The sequence below is a fragment of the Nocardia sputi genome (assembly GCF_023501985.1).
On record NZ_JAMFLC010000035.1, the window covers coordinates 36,015 to 57,903 of the forward strand.

Annotated in this window: 23 protein-coding genes and 1 tRNA gene; 13 read left to right on the top strand and 11 right to left on the bottom strand. The window is 67.1% G+C overall.

All coding sequences use genetic code 11. The features are described 5' to 3' along the window. Positions 1-74 precede the first annotated feature (74 nt). The 3 genes from M8859_RS33495 (at position 75) to M8859_RS33505 (ending at position 2,005) form a co-directional block, all read left to right on the top strand. Positions 75-884: a hypothetical protein gene (locus tag M8859_RS33495; RefSeq protein WP_195140457.1), complete on the top strand. Its 810-nt coding sequence runs from the start codon at positions 75-77 to the stop codon at positions 882-884. Between the two features lie 40 nt (positions 885-924). Continuing rightward, on the top strand, positions 925-1,689 hold the full coding sequence (locus M8859_RS33500; RefSeq protein WP_159930064.1) for a hypothetical protein: 765 nt from the start codon (positions 925-927) through the stop codon (positions 1,687-1,689). Between the two features lie 100 nt (positions 1,690-1,789). Then, positions 1,790-2,005 (top strand): hypothetical protein, encoded by a 216-nt coding sequence (locus tag M8859_RS33505; RefSeq protein ID WP_159930063.1) that lies wholly within the window; start codon positions 1,790-1,792, stop codon positions 2,003-2,005. Positions 2,006-2,122: 117 nt separating this feature from the next. On the opposite strand, the gene M8859_RS33510 is transcribed toward M8859_RS33505, so the two are convergent. Next, complete coding sequence (locus tag M8859_RS33510; protein WP_236565729.1) at positions 2,123-3,142, bottom strand: helix-turn-helix transcriptional regulator; 1,020 nt, start codon at positions 3,140-3,142, stop codon at positions 2,123-2,125. A gap of 67 nt (positions 3,143-3,209) precedes the next feature. Here M8859_RS33510 and M8859_RS33515 point away from each other — a divergent pair, with 67 nt between their 5' ends. After that, entirely contained in the window at positions 3,210-4,448 is a 1,239-nt protein-coding gene (locus tag M8859_RS33515) for an FAD-dependent oxidoreductase (protein WP_159930062.1), read from the top strand. Between the two features lie 765 nt (positions 4,449-5,213). On the opposite strand, the gene M8859_RS33520 is transcribed toward M8859_RS33515, so the two are convergent. From M8859_RS33520 to M8859_RS37825, 4 genes are read right to left on the bottom strand one after another with little or no spacing between them, the layout of a single operon-like run. Next, positions 5,214-5,525, bottom strand: coding sequence for a hypothetical protein (locus M8859_RS33520; protein ID WP_195072104.1), 312 nt, complete (start codon positions 5,523-5,525; stop codon positions 5,214-5,216). Beyond that, positions 5,518-6,792 carry a hypothetical protein gene (locus M8859_RS33525; RefSeq protein WP_249645466.1) on the bottom strand — a complete coding sequence of 425 codons (1,275 nt, stop codon included), beginning with the start codon at positions 6,790-6,792 and terminating at the stop codon, positions 5,518-5,520. The genes M8859_RS33520 and M8859_RS33525 overlap by 8 nt, the downstream gene beginning before the upstream one ends. Positions 6,793-6,801: 9 nt before the next feature. Beyond that, a complete protein-coding gene (locus M8859_RS33530; protein WP_159930058.1) occupies positions 6,802-7,092 on the bottom strand; it encodes a WXG100 family type VII secretion target in 291 nt (96 codons plus the stop codon). Further along, positions 7,089-7,424 (bottom strand): WXG100 family type VII secretion target, encoded by a 336-nt coding sequence (locus M8859_RS37825; RefSeq protein WP_195072102.1) that lies wholly within the window; start codon positions 7,422-7,424, stop codon positions 7,089-7,091. The genes M8859_RS33530 and M8859_RS37825 overlap by 4 nt, the downstream gene beginning before the upstream one ends. Before the next feature lie 63 nt (positions 7,425-7,487). Between M8859_RS37825 and M8859_RS37830 the strand changes: the two genes are divergently transcribed. Together M8859_RS37830 and M8859_RS33535 are read left to right on the top strand one after the other, a co-directional pair. After that, positions 7,488-7,688 carry an EndoU domain-containing protein gene (locus tag M8859_RS37830; RefSeq protein WP_370523836.1) on the top strand — a complete coding sequence of 67 codons (201 nt, stop codon included), beginning with the start codon at positions 7,488-7,490 and terminating at the stop codon, positions 7,686-7,688. 12 nt (positions 7,689-7,700) lie between these two features. After that, entirely contained in the window at positions 7,701-8,063 is a 363-nt protein-coding gene (locus M8859_RS33535) for a hypothetical protein (protein ID WP_159930056.1), read from the top strand. 255 nt (positions 8,064-8,318) lie between these two features. On the opposite strand, the gene M8859_RS33540 is transcribed toward M8859_RS33535, so the two are convergent. From M8859_RS33540 to M8859_RS33550, 3 genes are all read right to left on the bottom strand, one after another. Next, positions 8,319-8,391: transfer RNA gene (locus M8859_RS33540), tRNA-Arg, on the bottom strand. Between the two features lie 128 nt (positions 8,392-8,519). Further along, a complete protein-coding gene (locus M8859_RS33545; protein WP_195072089.1) occupies positions 8,520-9,989 on the bottom strand; it encodes a flavin-containing monooxygenase in 1,470 nt (489 codons plus the stop codon). A gap of 82 nt (positions 9,990-10,071) precedes the next feature. Continuing rightward, positions 10,072-11,214, bottom strand: a complete 1,143-nt coding sequence (locus tag M8859_RS33550; protein WP_195072088.1) for an acyl-CoA dehydrogenase family protein — start codon at positions 11,212-11,214, stop codon at positions 10,072-10,074. Positions 11,215-11,788: 574 nt separating this feature from the next. Between M8859_RS33550 and M8859_RS33555 the strand changes: the two genes are divergently transcribed. The 4 genes from M8859_RS33555 (at position 11,789) to M8859_RS33570 (ending at position 15,543) form a co-directional block, all read left to right on the top strand. Further along, positions 11,789-12,184: an ArsR/SmtB family transcription factor gene (locus tag M8859_RS33555; RefSeq protein WP_195072087.1), complete on the top strand. Its 396-nt coding sequence runs from the start codon at positions 11,789-11,791 to the stop codon at positions 12,182-12,184. After that, positions 12,181-13,191, top strand: a complete 1,011-nt coding sequence (locus tag M8859_RS33560; protein WP_159930052.1) for a cation diffusion facilitator family transporter — start codon at positions 12,181-12,183, stop codon at positions 13,189-13,191. The genes M8859_RS33555 and M8859_RS33560 overlap by 4 nt, the downstream gene beginning before the upstream one ends. Positions 13,192-13,503: 312 nt before the next feature. Continuing rightward, positions 13,504-13,872 carry a hypothetical protein gene (locus M8859_RS33565; protein ID WP_195072086.1) on the top strand — a complete coding sequence of 123 codons (369 nt, stop codon included), beginning with the start codon at positions 13,504-13,506 and terminating at the stop codon, positions 13,870-13,872. Positions 13,873-13,902: 30 nt separating this feature from the next. Continuing rightward, the gene (locus M8859_RS33570) at positions 13,903-15,543 is read left to right on the top strand and encodes a long-chain fatty acid--CoA ligase (RefSeq protein WP_159930050.1); all 1,641 of its coding nucleotides are present in this window, start codon (positions 13,903-13,905) and stop codon (positions 15,541-15,543) included. Positions 15,544-15,559: 16 nt separating this feature from the next. On the opposite strand, the gene M8859_RS33575 is transcribed toward M8859_RS33570, so the two are convergent. The 3 genes from M8859_RS33575 to M8859_RS33585 form a co-directional block, all read right to left on the bottom strand. After that, a complete protein-coding gene (locus M8859_RS33575) occupies positions 15,560-16,108 on the bottom strand; it encodes an HD domain-containing protein (RefSeq protein WP_159930049.1) in 549 nt (182 codons plus the stop codon). A 118-nt stretch (positions 16,109-16,226) separates the two neighbouring features. Beyond that, positions 16,227-16,619, bottom strand: a complete 393-nt coding sequence (locus M8859_RS33580) for an SCO5389 family protein (protein ID WP_159930048.1) — start codon at positions 16,617-16,619, stop codon at positions 16,227-16,229. 62 nt (positions 16,620-16,681) lie between these two features. Next, the gene (locus M8859_RS33585) at positions 16,682-17,725 is read right to left on the bottom strand and encodes a nitronate monooxygenase (protein ID WP_223521609.1); all 1,044 of its coding nucleotides are present in this window, start codon (positions 17,723-17,725) and stop codon (positions 16,682-16,684) included. 222 nt (positions 17,726-17,947) lie between these two features. On the opposite strand from M8859_RS33585, the gene M8859_RS33590 reads away from it, so the two are divergent. The 3 genes from M8859_RS33590 to M8859_RS33600 all read left to right on the top strand — a co-directional run. After that, complete coding sequence (locus M8859_RS33590) at positions 17,948-18,820, top strand: M23 family metallopeptidase (protein ID WP_159930046.1); 873 nt, start codon at positions 17,948-17,950, stop codon at positions 18,818-18,820. A gap of 143 nt (positions 18,821-18,963) precedes the next feature. Next, positions 18,964-19,947 (top strand): helix-turn-helix domain-containing protein, encoded by a 984-nt coding sequence (locus M8859_RS33595; RefSeq protein ID WP_159930045.1) that lies wholly within the window; start codon positions 18,964-18,966, stop codon positions 19,945-19,947. A gap of 292 nt (positions 19,948-20,239) precedes the next feature. Continuing rightward, positions 20,240-21,889: amino acid adenylation domain-containing protein (locus M8859_RS33600; protein WP_159930044.1), on the top strand; the 1,650-nt coding region annotated here is incomplete at its 3' end.

Sequence of the window (21,889 nt, forward strand, 5' to 3'; positions counted from 1 at the left end):
GACATCCCGGTTCAACGCCTGGGCCTGGAGTTCGGATCCCTACCCGGACCAGCACGTTCGCCGCTGGAGGAACGATGAGCATCATGGAGCGCGTGGCCGAGGAGCTCGACGGCTTCATCGATCGCGACGACGGCATCACCGCCGAGAATCTGGTCCACGCCCCGACGATCACCGCGCTGCTGGCGCATGGTGATCCCGAGCAGGCGTACCTGGTACTCGACGGCATCCGCAAGCGCAGCACGAGCCGGGACGTGGGCGCGGCGTTCGCCCATCTCGGTGGGTTCGGCTACGCCGGCAACACCGAGGATCGCTTGAATCAGTTCGCGGCCGAACAACATGACCGAGAGCCCAAAGGAAAAGACCAGCCATCCAGCCGCAGCGTCCGGCGGTGGTCGATGTCCGGCCAACGGATCCTTGCCGACCTCATCGTGCAGGCGTCCGGCATCGAGCCACCCACCTTGCATCTCGACGTTCTCCGCCGCGAGGGCACCGTCCTGATCGTGCTTCCGACGATCTACCACATGCACGGCTACGTCATGAACGACCCGATGCTGATCGTCGTCGGCGCCGAAATGCACGCCGTCCATGTCTTCGCGCGCGAGGACATGGAAGCCGTCGGCCAGGACAAGTTCCAGCCGCAGAACGCCATCGAGGTCGACGTCGGATTCCCGGTCCACCTTCAGCTGATCTGGCTCGGAGAAATGCAGCCCACCATCGTGACCCGGACGATCGGCTTCCCCGCGGAGGTCATCGAGATGAGCAGCTCGACCCGCGGCGCGACCGGCCTGGCGCTGTACCACGACGGCGACGACATCGACGCCCTTGCCGAACTCGCCGCCGAACTGGGCCGCCTCCATAGCGAGGCGGCAGAGGAAATGCCATGACCGAGCGAATCCCGGCGTTCCGGTGCTCACGGACAACCCGTTGAGCCTCGAAGACCAGGTGAGAGCCGAGCTGCTTGCCATCCGTAAGGCCAGCGAGGGACTGACACCCGCCGCGGTCGCCCGCAGCCCCGTCATTCGCGGCTTGCTCGGCGCGGGCGATCCACAGATCGCCTACAACACCCTCGAGCACCTGATACTGAGCGCGGAGCGGGATACGGGCCTGGAAGCGGCAACCAGCTCACTCGGCCTGACCAGCGACAAACAAACCGTTCTCGGCAGGCTCGACGACTTCGGCGGAGAGCGCGGCTACGAGCAACGTCACGTACGCCGATACAGCGACAAAGGCATTCGACAACTGGCGGCGCTGATCGCCACCAACTGGACCGTCGATTCGGTGCCGTTCCTCGAAGTGCACGGCTACCAAGTGGGTCCGGACCGGTTCGTGTTCGGCGTCGAAACGAAATGCCAGTACTACATCGAGATGCAGCAACTCCGAGTCGATCTTTATCGCGGTGCCGAGCCACCACATCGCCTGGCGATCGCTGTCGAAGAGTCCGAAGACGACATCTGGACTCTGGTGCGGCTCGTCGAGCCGATCCAGATCCAGGCCGACGAGGAAACGTCCCTCACCTTCGTGTGGCGCGGCGAGCTGTGGCCCAAGTTCGCCGTGCACTGGCGCACCGATATCGCGGGCTACGGCGTCATCACCGAAAGCTTGGCGAACAAACTCATGGTCCGGCTGCTGCCCGGGAACCGGCAAGGCGGATCTCGAGGCTGCCGCGACCTGCCTTCGACCAATCACTGAGTTCTGCACCCCCCGATTCGAGGACAACACAATTCGGGTCATGCGTGGTGAGGGCTTGCCGATCAGGTTCGGCCGTCTACCCGATACACGAGGAGTTGGAATGTTCGCAGTACGTGGATTTGCCGCCGCCGTGATCGGTGCCGCAACCCTGACCGGTGCTGGGGCGGCCGCCGCGGCGCCGTTGCCGCTCGAACCGCAGGCGCCCGCACCGGCCGTGTCGGTCGCAGGGAGCTGTGGTGGTATCACCGACCCGTTCGTGGCGCTGGTCTGCGCGATCAGCAGCCTGTCAGGCGGAGGCGGCACGGCCGTTCGATGAGCAGCCGTGATGTCGGCTCAGCAGAATAAGCCGCGCACGAACGGCGCCGAGTTCAGCGGTGATGCGTTGCGTTCACTGCCGAACCAGCCGAGCGGAAGCTGAGCGCGCACAACGAACTCATGTGTCGGCGATAGTGGCCCATCGGCGGGTGAGCCGGCGGCATGCGTGGACGAGCTGGGGTGGGTGAAGGTCGGTGAGTTCGGTGTCGAAGGTGGCGAGGATGCCGGCGACACCGGCCCAGGACCAGGCGCCGAGCGTGAGCCGGCAGTGTTCGGTGTCGAGGTGTTCCACGACGGAGCCGCCTGGCGCCCAGCGGGCCACGATGTGAGCGGGCAGGTTGAGCCGTGCGGTGCCGGTGCATTGCCAGTCGGCGGGGGTGTCGCCGCGGTTGTGGGTGCTCATCACGAAGTGGGCGAGGTCGTCGTCGGGAAGCGCGCGGGCGGAGAAGTGTTGCGTGGTGGGGCGGGAGTTCAGTCGATCGACGCGGTGCACTCGCCATTCGTGGTCGGTGAGGTCGTAGGCGACCAGGTACCACCGGGCGGCCCAGACGACCAGGTGATGCGGCTCGATGCGGTGTGCGGGCAGGAAATCGGGATCCCCGGGTTCGGGGCGTGTGCCGTCCGGACGCAGTGTCTCGGTGAGGAGTAGGCGGCGGTGGCGTACCGCGGTTCCGACGGCGGTGAGAGCGGCCGGGTCAATGGGAGGTGCGGGGAATTCCCAGTAGTTCTGCAGCCGGGTCAGGCGCAGGGATTCCATGGATGCCCGCAGCGCAGGCGGCATGACCTGGTGCAGAGTGGCCAGTGCCCGCGCCGCGTCGTCGCCGAGGCCGAACATCGTGCTGGGTGCGGTCTGCAGGGCCACCGCGACCGCGAGGGCCTGGTCGTGGTCGAACAGCAGCGGCGGCAGGGTGTGCCCGGCGCCGAGCCGATAGCCGCCGTCGGGGCCGTGGATGGTGGTGATCGGGTAGTCGAGCCGGCGCAGTGTTTCTATGTCGCGGCGGACGGTGCGTTCGCTGACTTCCAGCCGGGTGGCCAGCTCGCGCAGCGGCCACTGCCGTCCTGACCCGAGCAGAGACAGCAGTCGCAACGCCCGGTGCGAGGTGTTCGCCATCGTCTCATCATGACCGGTGGTGGTCACTCGGTGTCCTCTACCGATGTCAGGGTGGGTTCTGTTCAGCGAGCATTGGCAGAGAGGACGGTTGGGTATGCGGGTGGTTGTGGTCGGCGGCGGGATCGGCGGGCTCGCCCTGGGTGCAGGGCTGCGGCGCCGGGGATTCGAGGTGGCGGTATTCGACCGCGACACCGACGTGGCGGCGACAGGCGGTTACCACATCACCCTGGACGAGCGGGCGCAGTCGGCGCTGAAAGATTTAGTGGAACCGAAGATCATGCAGCGGTTGCTGGCATCGGGGTCGGCGCTGCGGCTGCGCGAGCGTGACGCGTTCTGGGACCGCCGCGGCCGGCTGCTCGGCCACGGGCCGGACCTCAGCGGCAGCGGCAGTGTCGACGTGGATCGGATCACCCTGCGGATGTTGTTGGCCGAAGCGGTGGGTGATGCCCTGCACCTGGGATGCAGCGCGTCCGGCGTCGGCCATGATGACCACGGCGCGCCCCAGGTGCTGTTCACCGATCGGGCGCCGGTCTCGGCGGATCTGGTGGTGGGCGCGGACGGCACCCACTCGGTGGTAGCCCGCCACCTGGCGGGAGGCCCGACCAACAGACCGGCGGGCATCATCGGGTTCTCCGGCCGCACCCTCGTGCGAGACCTCAGCCCCGGCGAGCAGCAGCGACTGAGGCCACGATCGGGGCTGGCGATCGGCCCGCACGGGGCAGCGCTCTATATCGGCTTCCTCGACCCGGTCGGCAACGCCGCGCTCGACGCTCCCGAGCTGCGGACGTCGATCACCACCGGACCCACCTACATTTGGGGCGCGATGTTCCCCGAATCCGCCGGCACCGACTCCCTGCGTGGCCTGCGCGGCGGTGCGCTGCAGGCCGCGCTGCTGGCCCGGTTTCGCAAACGGGGCTGGGCCGAGCACACGCTCGAGGTCATCGCCCAGGCCGACCCGCGCAGCGTGGCCGGGTTCCGCTTCAACGCCGCCTCCACCCGCGCGGACGATCTCGCGCCCTGGCCCGCGGGTCGAATCACCGCGCTCGGCGACGCTGTCCACGCCACACCACCCACCGCGGGAATGGGAGCGGGCGCGGCCATCCGCGACGCCGCCAGCCTGCTCGAGCACGTGAACGCCGCCGCCGCAGGCACCGCGACCCTCACCGACGCCGTGGAACATTTCGAAGCCGACATGCGGCAGCGTGGCGGAGAAGTCCTCACCCTGGCCATGAAGACCGTCCGGTGGATCCTGGCCACCGACACCACACTCGGCGCCGCAGCCACCGCCGTGAGCACCCCGATTCTGGCCGCAGCCGCCCGGCTACGTCACTGACGAGAGCCCCGCGACGTCCGTGCCCTGTACTCAGAACAGGGTGTCGCGCACGGGCCCGTAGCCGGTGGGTCCGAGCTGGCCATCAGGAACCCTTCTTCGCAGTGACACGCGGCCGCGTCCGCCGCAGCGCGGTGGCAGCCTGGGTGATGCGCCGGGGAATAGCGCCCCCCGCGCCAGGTCCAGTGTGATGACGTCGCCGCCTCCGGTGGTGGTGCCGTTGTCCGTTGCCGGGACTGACGGAACAACAGCGGATTTGACCTTGGTCTGACTGGCCGGACCTGACGGTTCGGCGGGAAGGATCGAGCAGTGTCGGAGACACTCGACGCCTCGGCGAAGAAGGCGCGGCGGATACCACCCGTTGGCAACAGAACAATCCATTGATCAGGAAAGGTGGCTGAACTGCGGAAACGTGTTGCAGATTTGTGCCCTCGGCAGGACACGCGAAACATGGGCAACTGGGAAACGCCTGGTCATCGCGGGTACGTATGCTGCCTGAGGGATTGCGATGCTCTGCGGAAGTTGGTCCACCGGTTCCCAGCTCCATTGCATCCTGAGTGGGCGTGGTGAGCGTGACAACGCGGGCGACCTGCGGTCTTCGGGTGGACAATTGGTGATCGAAGCGGGTTATCAGTTATGAGTGGGCGATGATGATGTCTGGTCGGGCTGACCACGTCCCACAAATCTTGGGTATGTCGCCTGCTGCTGGCGTGATGCGATCCGTCACCCACGCGGCATGCTCGCCCGATATTCGACCGGTCCTACCCGTCAGTCGCCGATGAACAGGAGATATCCGTTGGCGCGGAGTGCGATCGACGACACCCGCCTCAGCAGGTCGACAGCCTGCCGCTCGGCATCGGTCCGTACCTCGATCCGCTCGATCTGATCGAGGATCAAGCCGAGTTGGTACCGGTTGAACATGGTGTCGCCGTACCGGTAGATACCCCGTAATAGACTGGTGTCTGGTTGCGCGGCGCAGAGCCCGAACAGCGTTTCGTCCGCATCGTCACCGAAGCGGTGTATCTCGGCATGGTTGATGTCCTGTACAACGATGTCTAAAGCCACCTGATTCCTACTCATCTCCTGCGGGGTACATCGTAATCACCGCACCGAACCGGTCGTGAACGACGATATACCGTTGCGTCGCTGCTCCACCCCGCAACTTCGACTCGTTCCCGATGTATCGATCGGGCACCGTAACTTCACGCCGATAGGTGCCGTCGCCCTGATCGATCGGCGGGCTGTTCTTCGCGGCATCGACGAGTGCATAGGGATTCTCGGTTGCGTAGAAGGTACTCTTCCGCTCCGTATTCAGCGGGCCGCCCGGATAGTGCTTGTCCCGCACATATTTCTCGCTCGCAGTCGTCAGTACCGGTGCGGGGATACTATTTCCATTCCCGGGCCGACCGCCTGTGCTGGAGTTTTCCTCCATCAAGACTATGGGTAACGCGATAATATCGCGCAAATGCGAAGCATGGAAGTCGAGAGAGGGTAATTTGGTGAACGGCAGGCTGCTCACCACGACCGAGAACCTGCTGATTGTCACTGTCGTGTACACCGGATCCTCGAGATCCTTGCTGAAGATCGGTGCAGAACATTTGACGACCACCAAGGTCGGGGCGATCGTGACCGTCACACTCGGGATCTTCTCTTCCAGGCGCTCTTTGATCGAGGTGCGCAACTTCTCCAGCGTGTCACAATAGTCGCCGACGGAGAACTCGATGATCTTCGAGGCGCCAGCGATGCCGATAGCCGCATCCCGGAGCGTCCTCAACCGTTCCCTGATGTCATCGACGTTGACTTCGGTGGAGTGGTCGAAGTTGTATCCGATCTCCTTGATTCGATCCCCGGCATCAGCTAGGTCGGGATGCGGAGCGTGCGCAAGCCAAGCTTGGTTTTTTGCTCTCCGAAGTTTATCGGTGTCACCATTCGGGATCGGCTCGAATTTTGACAGCCCAACGCCCTTGATATCTATTCCCGCACCATTCGCGCCCTTAGCGATGTGCGGTTCCTTGTAGGGGTTTCCACTTGATGGCGAGGGAACCGGACGGTCGGGATGCGGCAGGGTCTGATTAGAGACATCCCAGTTGTACGCCATGGCCGCGAGCACATCGCCGTATCGAGTCAGCGCGTCCGACAAGAGGGTGCCCGTCGAAACCCATTGCAGGGTGGCGGATTCATATGCCGAAATCCACTGTTGCGACGTGGAGTAGTCGCCGGCCATCCCTGCGCACGATCCGGTTAGTTCCCTGTGCAGCGCGCCGACTCGGATGAGTACCGTCGTCGCTAGATCGTGACATTGCTTGGCCGCCCGCTCATAATCCTTGGCATCGATGTCCCAGCCCATACTCGACCTTTATGACATCTGGCGGTTGAGGTCAGCAGCCGTGACGTAGCGATCCCGAGCTTGTCGCGCTGCACTACTCGAAGTGCGGATGCTGTCAATGAATTCTTTCGCCGCAGCCATCCATTGGGAATGCGCATCGCCGAACGCCTCCGCGGCGACGCCGTTCCAGCTTCCCGAAAGTATCGCGGCGACTCTGCTGTCGAGTCCATCGAGCTGATCCTCGATGAACCCGGCCAGCCCGGTCAACTGGGTTGCGACTTGCTCGAGTTGATCGATATCGACGGTGAATCGGCTGCTCATAGATTCAGACTCGTCGAGCCCAGGTTCGCAGCGGACGCTCCATCCTGCTGCTGGAAACTACCTGCCACCACGCCGAGTGAATTGGTCAGAGCAGCAAGGGAGTTCAATAATTGCGTCCCGCTCTCATGGACGGCGAGCCACCCCTCCCCGAACGTGTCCGCAGCTGTTCCGGTCCAGTTGCCAGCTAGGCCATCTACCTCCCGTGCAGCGACATCGAGAGCCGACCTCAGCGCTTGAACCAGGTTCGACATATGCTGACCGAGTTCAACGACTTCGTCAGGTACGACGGAAACCTGCTGACTTGAATTAGGTGTCCCCCCAGCACTACTCACGCAGCAATGCTACTCGCGGCCTAGGCTCAATGCCACAGTGGTGACTGGTAAGGCGACAAGATCATCGACCGAATACTCGACGTTGCGAAGAACCCGGACCAGCCGCCAGCCCTCCAGGACAACGGCAACTGGAAGGTCAACGGCACCCGCAATGGCGCCCGAATCGAAGTCATCGTCGCTCCTGACGGCTCAGTCGTGACCGGCTACCCCGCCGGCGGTGAGGGCGTAGTCAGGAACGACGCGACTGGCAATCTGATCAAATAGGCTAGGAGAGCGATGAATCCGGACAGGGCGGCACGAGAAGCGCGAAAGCGTCAGCGAGACCCGCAAGCCATCGAAGCTCGTAACCGTCGGCTCAACAAGATGAGTAAGGACTCGCGAGACCTTCTCGAAAGCGTCGCCGACCGTCTGCCTTCTGATCTGGTCGAAAGCTACCGGACCTACAGCGACGTGGGTGAGTGGGCGATGCTCGTCGACGTGCTGTGCGCCAGTCTCGTCAAGCGCCACATCCCCGTCACTGAAGCGGAACGCGATGCCGTGGCGAACGTGCTCGGCCAGTTCAATCCCCCAGTGGAGGGATATCGCTACCTCAACGACCCCCAAGGCGTGCTGTCTGAGCTCCACGTGCTCACTGCGTAAATCCTCGTGATCCGATCGGGGTCGGACGGCCGAGTCGTCCTTGGCGGCGACGACCATTGAGCCAGTTGTAGACACTGGAAGCCAAGGCATCCCTGATTGGACGTCAACCAAGCCTGAGGCAGTCCCGTTCCCATCTTCGATGTGCCCTACAGGCACACAGGGGGGAACGCACCTGACCTGGGTTCTTAATATCGGTCTTGTCGGGATTCTCCGATAAAACACGCGTTGACCTGCGAAAACACTGACGCAGGTTTGTGCCCTCGGCAGGATTCGAACCTGCGACACCCGCTTTAGGAGAGCGGTGCTCTATCCCCTGAGCTACGAAGGCATGGTGGGCTCGGGGCCCACCAGGGACGTCCCGCAGTCTACCGGGTCGAGGGTCCGGGGGCTGCATTGCTTCCCGAAGGGCCTGGACAGCCGGGTGTGCCGCGGGGTGGGGAGGGCGCGGGCGCGGTCTCAGTGCGGCGCGGGAGCCTGTGCCTCGTCATAGTCGGCGGGGTCGAAAGTTCTTGTCTTCCAGCGGTAGAGCACGGTTGCGCCGGGCCAGTTGTTGGTGATCCGGCCGGAGGCGTTTCGGTACCAGCTGGAGCAGAAATTCCAGGGGGTGTCCTTCAACCGTTTCTGCAGCCAGTCGTCCCAGCGTTGCTCGGCGGCGGGGCGGGCGGCGAGGTAGCGGCCGGGGCGGTCGGTGAGGTATTGCACGACCTGGCGGATGTAGCGAGCCTGGGATTCGAGCATGTAGATGATGGAGCCGGCGCCGACGTTGGTGTTCGGGCCGTACATCATGAACAGGTTCGGGAACTGGGGCACGGATAGGCCGAGGTAGGCGCGGGCGCCTTCGTCGCCCCAGACGTCGGCCAGCTTGCGCCCGCCGAGGCCGTAGATGTTCATCGGCGCGAGGAACTCGGTGCCCTTGAAGCCGGTGCCGTAGACGATGACGTCCACTTCGTGCTCGACGCCGTCGGCGGTGCGGACTCCGGTCGGCGTGATCGCCTCGATGGCGGTGGTCTCCACGGTGACGTTCGGCTGCGCCAGCGCGGGGAAGTACTCGTTGGAGAACAGTCCGCGCTTGCATCCCGCCGCGTAGTCGGGCGTCAGTTTCGCGCGCAGTTCGTCGTCGGGAACCTGCTTTTGCCGGTGCCGGTCGGCCAGCGCGATCACCGGGGTCTTGATGGCCGGGATGTCGGTCAACCCGAGGGCCAGCGCTTCGAAGACCGACCAGATGGCGAAGCGCTCGGCGAGGCGGGTGGGCGGGAGGTACTTGAACAGCGCATGGTGCAGGGCGCTGTACTCGACATCGGCCTTGGGCAGCACCCACGCGGCCGAGCGCTGGAACAACGTGAGGTGGGCGGCGCCCGGCTGGATGCGCGGGATGTACTGGATCGCGCTGGCCCCGGTACCGATGCAGGCGATGCGCTTGCCGGTCAGGTCGACGTCGTGGTCCCACTCCGCGGAGTGGAACGCGGGACCGGTGAAGGTCTCGATGCCGGGGATGTTCGGCATGGCGGGGCGGGAGAGCTGCCCGACCGCCGGGATGAGGATGTCGGCGGTCAGCTGCGCGCCGTCGGCCGTGCGGACGGTCCATCGGCCGGTGCGCTCGTCGAACTCCGCGTCGATCACCTCGGTGCCGAAGCGGATGAAGCGCCGCAGGCCGTGCTTGTCGGCGACGCCTTGCATGTACTCGTGGATGTCGCGCTGTTCGGAGAAGCGCCGCGGCCAATCGGCTCTGGGTTCGTAGGACCAGGAGTACAGCGGGGAGGGCACGTCACAGGCCGCGCCGGGGTAGGTGTTCTCCCGCCACACGCCGCCGAGATCGGTGGCGCGCTCCAGGATGGTGAAGGTGTCCAGCCCGGCCCGCCGCAGCTCCAGCGCCATGCCGAGCCCGCCGAATCCGGCTCCGATGATGATGATGGACGGCGTCGTCATACTCCGAGCGTACGGAAGAGTATCCGCAGGTCCGAAGACATCCGCGGTCAATCAATCGGCATTTCCGGCCATGCGGTGCTGGTCAGTTCCCGGCGAGCTGGCGCGCGATAACCAAACGCTGGATCTGGTTGGTGCCCTCGAAGATCTGCATCACCTTGGCCTCGCGCATGTAGCGCTCGACGGGGAAGTCCTGGGTGTAGCCGTAGCCACCGAAGACTTGGACCGCGTCGGTGGTGACCTTCATGGCGGCGTCGGTGGCGACGAGCTTGGCCACGCTGGCCTGGCGCGAGTACGGCAGCCCCGCGTCGCGGCGGCGGGCGGCGTCGAGGTAGGTGGCGCGGGCGGAGTCGACGGCGGCGGCCATGTCGGCGAGGACGAAACCGAGCCCCTGATGGTCGATGATGTGGCGGCCGAACGCCTCTCGCTCCTTGGCGTACGCGACGGCTTCGTCGAGGGCGCGTTGCGCCAGGCCGGTGGCGACCGCGGCGATGCCGAGACGGCCGGAGTCCAAGGCGCTGAAGGCGATCGAGAGCCCTTGGCCCTCGGCGCCCACCCGACGTTCGGCGGGCAGGAACGCATCGTCGTAGGCGGCGGTCGTGGTGGGCACGGCGCGCAAGCCCATTTTCTCCTCGGGCTTGCCGAAACTGAGGCCCTCGGTGTCGTGGGGGACCAGGAAGCAGGAGATGCCGCGGGAGCCCTCCCCGGTGCGCGCGAACAGGGTGTAGAAGTCGGCGCGTCCGCCGTTGGTGATCCAGGCTTTGGCCCCGGTGATCCGGTATCCGCCCTCGACCGGGGTGGCGCGGCAGCGCAGCGCGGCCGCGTCGGAGCCCGCGTGCGGCTCGGACAGACTGTAGGCGCCGATGGTCTCACCGGAGAGCATTCCGGCCAGCCAGCGTTGCTTCTGCTCCTCGGTGCCGAAGACGAACAGCGGATGACAGGACAGGCTGTGCACGCTGACCGCGACCGCGACGGCGGCCCAGCGGGCGGCGAGTTCCTCGAGAACCTGGAGGTACACCTCGTAGGGCTGCGCGCCGCCGCCGTATTCCTCCGGGTACGGCAGGCTGAGCAGTCCGGCGGCGCCCAGCGCGGGGAAGACGCCGTCGGGGAAGATCCCGGTCTTCTCGCACTCGGCGACGCGGGGTTCGAGCACCTTGTCGGCGATGTCGCGAGTGAGCTCCAGCAGATCCCTGGCCTCGGGGGTGGGCAGCATTCGGTCCACTGGCATGTCGTCTACTCCGCAGGTCGCTCGGTGCGTTCTCGTGATTCACAGTAACCGGGCGCTGTGGGAAGGTCACCGGCTCGTCCTGGCATACCGCAGGCGGTCATCCGGCCCTGGTGATCGCGACACGAATCCGCAGGGGATGGCCCAGCCGAACATCACGGTCCGGAAGAGATCCTCGCGAGTGGCCACATTTCAGTGCAGAATGACCCGATCGAAGCGGTGTAGCGGCCCTCCGCCGCTGGAGGGTGAGTTGCGGCACTCGGGGGAGCGGCGGGCTGCACGTGCAGCTGTGTGTACAGGTGCGCGTGAACGTGTCTGCGGCGTCGACTCATTCGTGCTGGTCACCGTGGGTTTGTCGCGGGTAAGCCGAAATCGTGCGTGCGCCTGCAATATTGCTCTGTCTCATTCAGGTGATATTCGCTCGATCGTCTGGCGCACTGACGCCACACTCGACTAAGACAGAAGGCTGTTGGGATACGGGGTCGACCGGTGTGTCGGCGGCGACGCAGGGGGTGCCGCCGCCACACTGGCCCGGAGCCCACTGGTACCGGGCCCTCGTCCGTTCTACTATCTGCATATGAATGCAGATAACCAGGAAACGCGGCCACCGCTGGCGCAGGATCAGGTCGGCCTGGTTGTCGAGGTGTTCCGCATGCTCGCCGACCCGACTCGGGTCCAAGTGCTCTGGGCGCTGGTCGACCGGGAACTATCGGTGAACGACTTGGCGGGACAAGTCGGCAAGCCCGCGCCTTCGGTCTCGCAGCATCTGGCCAAACTGCGGATGGCGCGGTTGGTGAGCACCCGCCGATCGGGGACGACGATCTTCTATCGGCTGGAGAACGAGCACGTCCGGCAGTTGGTCGTGGACGCGGTGTACAACGCCGAGCACGCTGGACCTGGTGTTCCGGCGCATCACCGCGGCGCCGGCGCGGTGCGCGAGCTTCCCGGCCGAGGCGAGGCGAGCGCGTCATGACCCATCGGCACGACCATCACTCCCATGCGCTGCATCAGCACCGGCACCGGTCGGGGCCGATCGGTGTCTTGCGGGAAATCTTCGTCCCGCACAGCCATGACGCCGCTGACAGCGTGGACGACGCACTGGAAGCCAGCGCGGTCGGCATCCGCGCGGTCAAGATCAGCCTGGTGGTGCTCGGGTGCACCGCGGTGCTGCAATTGGTGATCGTCGCCGCGTCCGGCTCGGTGGCCTTGGCCGCGGACACCGTGCACAACTTCTCCGACGCGCTGACCGCCGTTCCGCTGTGGATCGCGTTCGCTCTCGGCCGTAAGGCCGCGACGCGGCGCTACACCTACGGATTCGGCCGGGCCGAGGACCTGGCCGGCCTCTTCGTCGTCGCGATGATCGCCCTGTCGGCGCTGATCGCCGGATACGAGGCGGTGCGTAGATTGCTCGATCCGGTGCCGCTCGAGCATCTGGGCTGGGTCGCCGCGGCCGGGTTGGCCGGGTTCCTCGGCAACGAGACGGTCGCGCTGTACCGGATCCGGGTGGGGCGGCGGATCGGCTCGGCGGCCCTGGTCGCCGACGGCCTGCACGCGCGCACCGACGGGTTCACGTCACTGGCCGTCCTGCTCGGCGCGGGCGGAGTAGCGCTGGGCTTCCCCCTCGCCGACCCGATCGTCGGCCTGCTCATCACCCTGGCGATTCTCGCGGTGCTGCGCACTGCGGCGCGCGACGTGCTGCGCCGGTTGATGGACGCCGTCGAACCCGGATTGGTCACGGCGGCCGAGCGGGCGCTGGCCGCCGAACCGGGCGTGCGAGGCGTGCGCAGCCTGCGGATGCGGTGGATCGGTCATCGTCTGCACGCCGACGTCGAACTGGACGTCGCCCCGACGATCACGCTCGCGGACGCGCATCGCATCGCGCACGAGGCCCAGCACTCCCTCACCCATGTCATGCCCAAGTTGGACACCGCGGTGGTGCACGCCTATCCGGCACACACCGAGGTAGCGGCGCCGAATTGACCGGCTGGAACTGATGGCGTCCGCCATCGGATGGGTGCCGTGCGGCATTCCCGCCGGGCTTGCCCGAGGCGGCCTACCGTTGGGTAGCATCGCCGTGTGATGTGGCTCATGGTCGGTGCGTGCTGAACCATGCCGGCGCGTGTATCGACCCTTTCGAAGCTGTCTGACCTGCTACGAAGCAGTCACATCCCGGGAAACATCGACGCGGGGGATGAGCGTCCCGCCATCCGGGTAGGCCCGTGCGGGCATGGGCGAGTCGTCTTCGACCGGGCGCGCGGCGACGGCCATGCCGTGCCGAGGGTCCCGGTCGGCGTGAAACCTTCGTTCGCCGCCTACTCCGCGTCCAGAAGTGCGACGGCACCGAACACGCATTCGCGCATAGCGCGTGGACTGCTGGAGCGGGACGAGTCGATCGGCCGCCACATTCCCGAACATGCCTGCCTGGGGGCGGAATTCATCACGATCGGGCGGACAGTCGCGCGCCGGTCCGTGGGGAGCCAGCCGAATGAGGCGCTGACCGCCGAGGCCGTCGCAGGAGCCCATCCCGAGCGCGCGTTGTCTCGCGCGGTGCTCACCAGCGGCGAACCGACTCCGTATCCCGAAGTGATTCGTTGGGTGGGATCGCTCTACGGGGTCACGTCGCAGACCCCGAAGGTGGCCGAAACCGACTTGGCTTTCTGACGGGAAGTCACCGAAGAAAAAGGAGTTCCGATGTTGAGCACCATGCAGGACGAGCCGTTGTCGCTGGCCACGTTGCTGCGCTACGCATCGACGTTCGCCGGCGATTCGACCGTGTCCACCTGGACCGGTACCGGCGTGCGCACCATGACCTACCGCGAGGTCGGCGCCGAATCGGCTCGTTTGGCGAACGCGCTGCGCGGGTTGGGCATCGGGGTCGGCGACCGGGTCGGCACGTTCATGTGGAACAACAACGAGCATCTGGTCGCCTACATCGCGGTGCCCGCGATGGGCGCGGTGCTGCACGCGCTGAACATCCGGTTGTTCCCCGATCAGGTTGTCTACGTGGCCAATCACGCCGAGGACCAGGTGGTTCTGGTGGACGGCACGCTGGTGCCGCTGTTCGGCCAGATCCTGCCGCACCTGGCGACCGTCCGCCACGTCATCGTGGTCAACGGCGACGCGGCGACACTCACCGCGCCCGAAGGCGTTCAGGTGCACTCCTACACCGAGTTGCTCGGTGCGCAGCCGGATACCTACGACTTCCCGGTGATCGACGAGCGCTCCGCCGCGGCGATGTGCTACACCTCCGGCACCACTGGCGACCCGAAAGGCGTGGTGTATTCGCACCGCTCCAACTGGCTGCACGCGATGCAGGTCGGCGCGAACAACGGGATGGGTCTGCTCGGCACCGACACCATTCTGGCCATCGTCCCGCTGTTCCACGCGAACGCCTGGGGCCTGCCGTACGCGGCGCTGATGTCCGGGGCGAATCTGCTGATGCCGGACCGGTTCCTGCAGCCGGGCCCGCTGCTCGAGTGCATGGCCGCGCAGAAGCCGTCCTTCGCTGCCGCCGTGCCCACCATCTGGGGCGGCGTGCTGGCGGGGCTGGCGGCCAACCCGCAGGACATCACGCACCTGCGCGCGGTCGTGGTGGGCGGTTCGGCCGTCCCGCCCTCGATGATGCGCACCTTCGAGGACAAGCACGGCGTGCGAGTGCTGCACGCGTGGGGCATGACCGAGACCTCGCCGCTGGGCAGCGTCGCGCATCCGCCGGCCACCGCGCTCACCGACGAGGACAAGTGGGCCTACCGGGTGACCCAGGGCCGCTTCCCGGCCGGTGTCCAGGCCCGCCTGGTCGCCGACGACGGCAGCGTGGTGCCCAACGACGGTGTGTCGCTGGGCGAGCTGGAAGTGCGCGGTCCGTGGATCACCGGCTCCTACTACTCACCCGACGGCACGGCGGTCGACCCGGAGAAGTTCGACGACGGCTGGCTGCGCACCGGCGACGTGGGCAAGATCAGCCAGGACGGTTACCTCACGCTGGTGGACCGCTCCAAGGACGTGATCAAGTCCGGCGGCGAGTGGATCTCGTCGGTGGATCTGGAGAACGCCGTGATCGGGCACCCGGCGGTCGCCGAGGCGGCGGTGATCGGTGTGCCGGACGAGAAGTGGGACGAGCGCCCGCTGGTGGCGGTCGTGCTCGCCGAGGGCGCCGAGGCCCGGCCGGAGGAGCTGCGCGACTTCCTGGCCGACAAGTTCGCCAAATGGCAGTTACCGGAACGCTGGACGTTCATCGCGGAGGTCCCGAAGACCAGCGTGGGCAAGTTCGACAAGAAGCGGTTGCGCGGCCAGTACGCCGACGGCGATCTGGAAGTCACCACGCTCGGCTAGACCCGCTGCCCCCGCGTCACCACTTCAGCATCGGCAGTGGTGACGCGGGGTGGCTGCGCATCCGCCGCGCGGCCAGCGACACGAGCCTGCGGTGGAAGCCGTGGTTGGGATAGCGCTTCGCCAGTTCGCGGTAGGTACCGCGGGAGATGCCGAACCGGCCGAGCAGACCCAGCTCGACGTCGATCGCGTCGGCGCGCCGGAAGATCTCGACCGGGTCGTGCGGCGGGCCCGCGGGGCGCAGCTTGTGATGCTGGTCGATCATGGACACCACCAGCCCGGTCAGGTCGTCGCGATCGATGCTCGCCAGCCAGGCGCGTGCCTGGTCGCAGGAGGGGGAGAGGTAATCGAAGCTGCCCGCCGACCAGATGCCGATGTCGTGCAGGGCGGCTGCGGTCAGGAACTCCTCGCGGGCGCTCGGTGGCGGTTGCCGATCTGTGGCGAGCAGGTCGCACAGCGCTAGGACGCGCAGCACGTGATTGGTGTAGGCGGCGCGGTCCGCCCCGAGCTGTTGCTGCCACGGTGCGAGCCGGGCTTCGACCTCTTCGCGAAGATCGTTGCTGCTCATGGCGGTTCACCCTACGCGTAGGCGGCCGTGGGGGACGGCGGCGACGCGCCACCTCACACGCGAAAACACCCGGCGCGGGCAAACAGTTTGCCCGCGCCGGGTGTTCGGTTCGCGCCGCTCAGCAGTTGCGCAGTTCCGGGTTCTGGTTGAGCAGTTGGGCCCGGGTGCCGATGAACGTGGTGTAGGTCTCGCCGCCGACCGCGGAGAGCGGGAACGCCGCGACCCGGTGGCAGTTCTGGAAGGCGAGCTTCACGCCGAAGTGCCGTTCCAGTCCGCCGCGAATGGCGTCGCTGGCCATGGCGCGCAGCAGTTGTCCACGAGCCACCTCGTCCGGCGGCGGAACCACGTTGTCGGCGTATTCCGCGGTGCCCGAACGCAGTTCACCGGCGACCCGGCTGACCACTTCCCAGGCGTAGGGCAGCGAGTTGCGCACGACCTCGACGAAATCGGCGTCGTCGACCTCGCCGCGCTCGGCGCGTTCGAGTAGTGCGGTGGGGACATCAAGGGACATGGCGCTCTCCTCCAGTGCTGGACGTCGATGCGATGCCCGAGTCTAATCGAAAGTCGTTGTCATCAATGCCGGATTCGGCGTGAAAGCGCCTTTTCCAGTGCGCTTTTCGTGTCCGCGGCCAGTGCCCCGACCAGTTCGCCCGCGGGTAACTCCGGTGTCAGCGCGTGGGTCTGGCCAGCCCAGAGGTTGACCTCGTCAGGATTGCTCGCCGCGCGTGCTTCGGCGCGCAACGGTGCGGTGGCGTAGTGGATCTCAGGGTATCCCGCCGGTGCGGTTGCGGTGTGTTCCACCAGGAATCGGTTACGCAACCCGCGCGCCCTGCGTCCGGTGAACGCGCGGGTGAGCATCGTCGGGGTATCCCCGGCCAACGCGGCGCGGTGTACCGGATTGGTCCCGGCCTCGGGGCAGCGCAGGAACACGGTGCCCAGCTGCGCGGCGGCGGCGCCCGCCGCGAGCGCCGCGGCGATGCCAGCACCGGTCGCGATGCCCCCGGTTGCCACCAGCGGGCGGTCGACAGCGGCGGTGAGCAGTTGCAGCAGCGCCAGCAGGCCGAGTGGGTCGGTCGCGTCGTCGGCCGGGCGATCCACGAACGTGGCCCGGTGTCCGCCCGCCTCGGCCCCCTGGGCGATGAGCACGTCGGCGCCCGCCTCGACCGCCAGGCGCGCCTCTCCGACGGAAGTGACGGTCACCCAGACCTCGGAACCGGCGGCGTGCAGCCGTGCGACCTCCGCAGCGCTCGGGCAGCCGAAGGTGAAGGACACGGCCGCGACCGGGTCGGCGACGAGCAGGTCGAGTTTGGCGTCCCAGTCATCGGTGTCGAATCGCGGGTCTCCGAGTCGATGGTGGGCGCCGAGTTCGGCGAGATAGTCCGCCAAGTCGGCGGCGGGAGTGGCGGGGCCGGGGACGAAGAGATTCACACCGAACGGCTTGCCGGTGGCGGCGCGGGTCGCCGCGATCCGCGCGGCGGTGTCGGCGGCGCTCAGATAACCGGCGGCCAGCTGGCCGAAACCGCCCGCCTCGGCCACGGCGGCGGTCAGCTCGGGAGTGGAAGGGCCGCCCGCCATCGGGGCCAGCGCGATCGGAACGTCCAGATGGTCCAGGATCACGCTTCGAGTCTCCGTCACGGATCGAGTCTCGCTCATCTGGACGTGTGACCCGGACCTCACCAGCCTTTTTCGGCCGGAAGGTTGCGGAATGGTCACGACGAGGTAGAGTTCCCATCACAACGGATGCCAAACCGTTATCGCTCGACTTCACCGGATCGTTATCGAACCGGTTCGGCTCGGGCTCGGCATCCCGGACCCTGTTCTTCGACCAAGGACTCAGCTTTGTCGCAGCACCGTGTAGGCCCCAGTTCCATTACCGTCCACAGCCTCCTGGGCGAGGGCGGCGAAAAGGGTCGGCCGACGCGGCACCGCGCCGAGCCGTCCGCCACCGAACGGGTGAAGGCCGCCGCCACGGCGGCAGTCGCCGCGGGCGCGCTGATCGGCGCCGCGAGCCAGGTCGCTCCCGCGCTGGCCTACGCATCGCCGCTGCTGCCCGGTTCACACGACGCCGACGAGAAGCAGGCCGCGCCCACCACCGTGAAGGGCTCGAGCATACTGCCGGTCGCCGAGGCGAAGGCCGCCGCCGAGCCGGTCGCCGAGGTCGCGCCGGCGCCCGCCGCCGTCGCGGGCCAGATCGCGGCCCCGGTCGCCGCCCCGTTCGGGATTCCCAATCTTCCTCCGGAGATCGCCGCGCCCTTGGCCCACGCCGAAGAGGTCCTCAAGGGCGTGCAGCAGCAGGTCGCCCCGGCGCCCGCGGTGCGCCCGGTGGCCGGCGCGATCAGCTCCGGGTTCGGCAGCCGCTGGGGCGCCATGCACTACGGCGTCGACTTCGCCGACGCGCTCGGCGCGCCGATCCACTCGGTCAGCAACGGCACCGTGATCGAGGCGGGGCCGGCCTCCGGCTTCGGCTTGTGGGTGCGCGTGCTGCAGGACGACGGCACCACCGCCGTCTACGGCCACGTGAACGAGATGTTCGTGCACGAGGGCCAGCGGGTGAACGCGGGCGACGTGATCGCCACCGTCGGCAACCGGGGTCAATCCACCGGTCCGCACCTGCACCTGGAGATCTGGGATCAGGCCGGCACCAAGATCGACCCGCTGCCGTACCTGGCCGCCAAGGGCGTGCCCATGCAGTGGGGCCCGTCCTCGCACTGACTTTCCCTGTCCAACTTGCTATTCCGATCAGCGCTCGGTTGCGCGCGGCGAAGCTCCTCGCGTCCGGGTGACGCGGCAAACGGTTTGCCTGCGGGTCTCGCAGAGCCGCCCCAAGGGCACCGATCGGTCGCTAGGCTCGGGCCGTGATCGATCTGGGCGACATCTTCGAGCCTGGGTCACCGCACGGCCGCGCGTACGCCGTGCTGGTGCACCATCCGCGGTCGAGTCTCGCCGATATCGCGCAGTACCTGGGCGTTTCGGAAGACCTCGCCGCGGACTCGTTGGATGTGTTGTGTGAATTGCGCGCCGCGGTCCGCATCGAGTCGCCCGACGGCGAACCGCTGTGGGACGCGCACGCGCCGGAATCGTTGTCCGAAGCCGAGGCTCGGCGCAGGCAGCAGGAGATCAACCAGATGCACACTGCCGCAGCGCGGCTGAGCGAGACGTTCCGTTCGGTGCGTCGCTCGCCACGCGGCAACGGCGCGGTGGTGCCGGTGTACGAGCGGCTGGAGATGCTGGCGGATTTCGAGGAACTGCAGACCGGGGCGCGCAGCTGCGTCAAGCTGGTCGAGCGCGGCCCGTATCTCAGCGATCCGGAACGCGAACGTCAATTGTTCGAGCTCAAACGGGCCAGGCTCGGCGAAGGCATTCGCTATCAGACCTTGTACCAGGACACCGTTTACCAGGATCCCGACCGGCTGCGGCACGCGCTGTCGACGAATGCCAGCGGTGCGCAGGCCAGAACGCTGCCCGAGCCGCCGTTCAAGCTGATCATCAGCGACGACGAGCGGGCCAGCCTGGTGCTGCACGGCGACGAACGCAGGCCCGACCCGATGGGGCTGCGCATCACCGGCTCGCCCACGCTCGAGCTGTTGATCAAGACCTTCGACGTGCTGTGGGCGATGGCCGCGCCCATTTCGGTCAATCCGGCCGCGGAGGCGTTGGACGAACGCGACCGCGCGATCCTGACCCTGATGGGACTCGGCGCGACCGACGACACCATCGCGCGCAGACTCGGGATGTCCCGGCGCACGGTGGTCCGCCGCACCGCACGGCTGCTGGAGCGGCTCGGCGCGAGCACGAGATTCCAGGCGGGGGTGCAGGCCACCCGGCGCGGCTGGCTGTGAGCAAGTTCACCGATTCGGGTACTCCTGCAACAAGACGGGCCCTGCGCCGATATAACGGCAGGCATCAGGCAAGACACCGATTCCAGGGGGAGGGGACGGTGTCCGACGAGAGGACGAAACCGAAGAAGGGGGCGCGGTCCGTACGGACGGAAGCCGCGGCAATCCAATACAGCGCGCGGGTTCAGCGGTCACTCCCTTATATGATTGCTCGGTCCGCGCTGGCCCCGGTTTACAAGCCCTGAGCAGGGTATGGTCCGGGTCCTGGCTCGATGCGAGAGGTGAATGCACTCGAATGGAAACCGCCCGTCGTTCCGCTCGCGGTAACCGTCGCCGCAGGTCGGGCAGTCCGCTCTTCGCGCAACTGCTCACCGCCGCGGTCGAGTCCGCCGCTACCGAGGTCGCGATCCGGTACAACCCGACCGGAGATCCGGCCGATGACCGGGAGCTCACCTACGCCGAGCTGGACGCGGCGTCCTCGCGGCTGGCCAGGGAACTCATCGAGCGTGGCGTGGGGCCCGGCGACGTGGTCGCCATCGGGATCTCGCGCAGCGTGGAGTCGGTACTCGCGGTCTGGGCCATCGCCAAGACCGGCGCGGCCTACGTGCCGGTGGATCCGACGTATCCGACCGACCGGATCAACCACATCGTCGCCGATTCCGGCGCGACGGTGGGCCTGACAACCTCGGCGCACCGCGCGGTGCTCGGCACCGGCGTGTACTGGATCGAGCTGGACGACCCGGTGCAGTCCGCGCGCATCGCGGCGCGCCCGGAGCATCCCATCTCCTACACCGACCGGGTCCGTCCGCTGGACGAGCGGCACCCGGCGTACGTCATCTACACCTCCGGTTCGACCGGCAAGCCCAAGGGCGTCGTCGTCTCGCACAGCGGTCTGGCCGGGCTGGTGGCCGCGGAGCGCGAGCACTACGGGGTGACGGAGGAGTCGCGCGTACTGCACGTCTGCTCCCCGAACTTCGACGTTTCGGTGCTGGAACTGCTGCTGGCCTTCTCCTCCGGCGCGACGCTGGTGATCGCGCCGCCGACCGTCTTCGGCGGTTTCGAGCTGGCGGATCTGCTGCGCCGCGAGCGCGTCACCCACATGCTCATCACGCCGGGAGCACTGGAATCGGTGGATCCCGCAGGGCTGGACGACCTCCAGGCCGTGGTGGTGGCCGGTGACAAGTTCGGCCCGGAACTGCTCGCCCGCTGGGCGGACGAGCGCGAGTTCTACAACGGCTACGGGCCCACCGAGGCGACGATTCTCGCCACCAGTACGCCAGCCATGACGCCCGGCGAGCCCATCACGATCGGTACGGCCATTCCGGGAGTCGGGGCTTTCGTGCTGGACTCGCGGCTGCGGCCGGTGCCCGCCGGGGTGGTCGGCGAGCTCTATCTGTCCGGGCCCGCGCTGGCGCAGGGCTACCTCAACCGGCCGGGCCTGACCGCGGAGCGGTTCGTCGCCAGCCCGTTCGGCGCCGACACCGGCAACCCCGGCGCGCGGCTCTATCGCACTGGCGACCTGGTGCGCCGCAGTGAATCCGTGGGCCAGGACGGCGGCGTCATCGAATACCTGGGCCGGTCCGACTTCCAGGTGAAGATCCGCGGTTTCCGCATCGAACTGGGCGAAATCGACAACGCCCTCACCAGCCACCCGGACATCGACTTCGCGGCCACCCTCGGCAAGACCTTGCCGTCGGGTGCGACCGCGCTGGTGGCCTACGTGCTGCCGCGGCCGGGAGCCGACGTGGACACCGGCGCGCTCGCCGACTACCTCGGGGAGTCGCTGCCCGCCTATATGATTCCGGCTTCGATCATGACGCTGGACGAGATTCCGTTGACGCCGGTGGGCAAGCTGGATCGGGCGGCTTTGCCGGAGCCGGTGTTCGCCGCTCGTGCTTTCCGTGCGCCGTCGACTCCGACGGAGGAGGTTGTGGCGGAGGTGTTC

Bases quoted from the DNA above. Each gene is read 5' to 3' on its own strand.
- M8859_RS33495 (WP_195140457.1), top strand. From the start codon at position 75: ATGAGCATCATGGAGCGCGTGGCCGAGGAGCTCGACGGCTTCATCGAT.
- M8859_RS33505 (WP_159930063.1), top strand. From the start codon at position 1,790: ATGTTCGCAGTACGTGGATTTGCCGCCGCCGTGATCGGTGCCGCAACC.
- M8859_RS33515 (WP_159930062.1), top strand. From the start codon at position 3,210: ATGCGGGTGGTTGTGGTCGGCGGCGGGATCGGCGGGCTCGCCCTGGGT.
- M8859_RS33520 (WP_195072104.1), bottom strand. From the start codon at position 5,525: ATGAGTAGGAATCAGGTGGCTTTAGACATCGTTGTACAGGACATCAAC.
- M8859_RS33525 (WP_249645466.1), bottom strand. From the start codon at position 6,792: ATGGGCTGGGACATCGATGCCAAGGATTATGAGCGGGCGGCCAAGCAA.
- M8859_RS33530 (WP_159930058.1), bottom strand. From the start codon at position 7,092: ATGAGCAGCCGATTCACCGTCGATATCGATCAACTCGAGCAAGTCGCA.
- M8859_RS33535 (WP_159930056.1), top strand. From the start codon at position 7,701: ATGAATCCGGACAGGGCGGCACGAGAAGCGCGAAAGCGTCAGCGAGAC.
- M8859_RS33545 (WP_195072089.1), bottom strand. From the start codon at position 9,989: ATGACGACGCCGTCCATCATCATCATCGGAGCCGGATTCGGCGGGCTC.
- M8859_RS33550 (WP_195072088.1), bottom strand. From the start codon at position 11,214: ATGCCAGTGGACCGAATGCTGCCCACCCCCGAGGCCAGGGATCTGCTG.
- M8859_RS33555 (WP_195072087.1), top strand. From the start codon at position 11,789: ATGAATGCAGATAACCAGGAAACGCGGCCACCGCTGGCGCAGGATCAG.
- M8859_RS33560 (WP_159930052.1), top strand. From the start codon at position 12,181: ATGACCCATCGGCACGACCATCACTCCCATGCGCTGCATCAGCACCGG.
- M8859_RS33570 (WP_159930050.1), top strand. From the start codon at position 13,903: ATGTTGAGCACCATGCAGGACGAGCCGTTGTCGCTGGCCACGTTGCTG.
- M8859_RS33575 (WP_159930049.1), bottom strand. From the start codon at position 16,108: ATGAGCAGCAACGATCTTCGCGAAGAGGTCGAAGCCCGGCTCGCACCG.
- M8859_RS33580 (WP_159930048.1), bottom strand. From the start codon at position 16,619: ATGTCCCTTGATGTCCCCACCGCACTACTCGAACGCGCCGAGCGCGGC.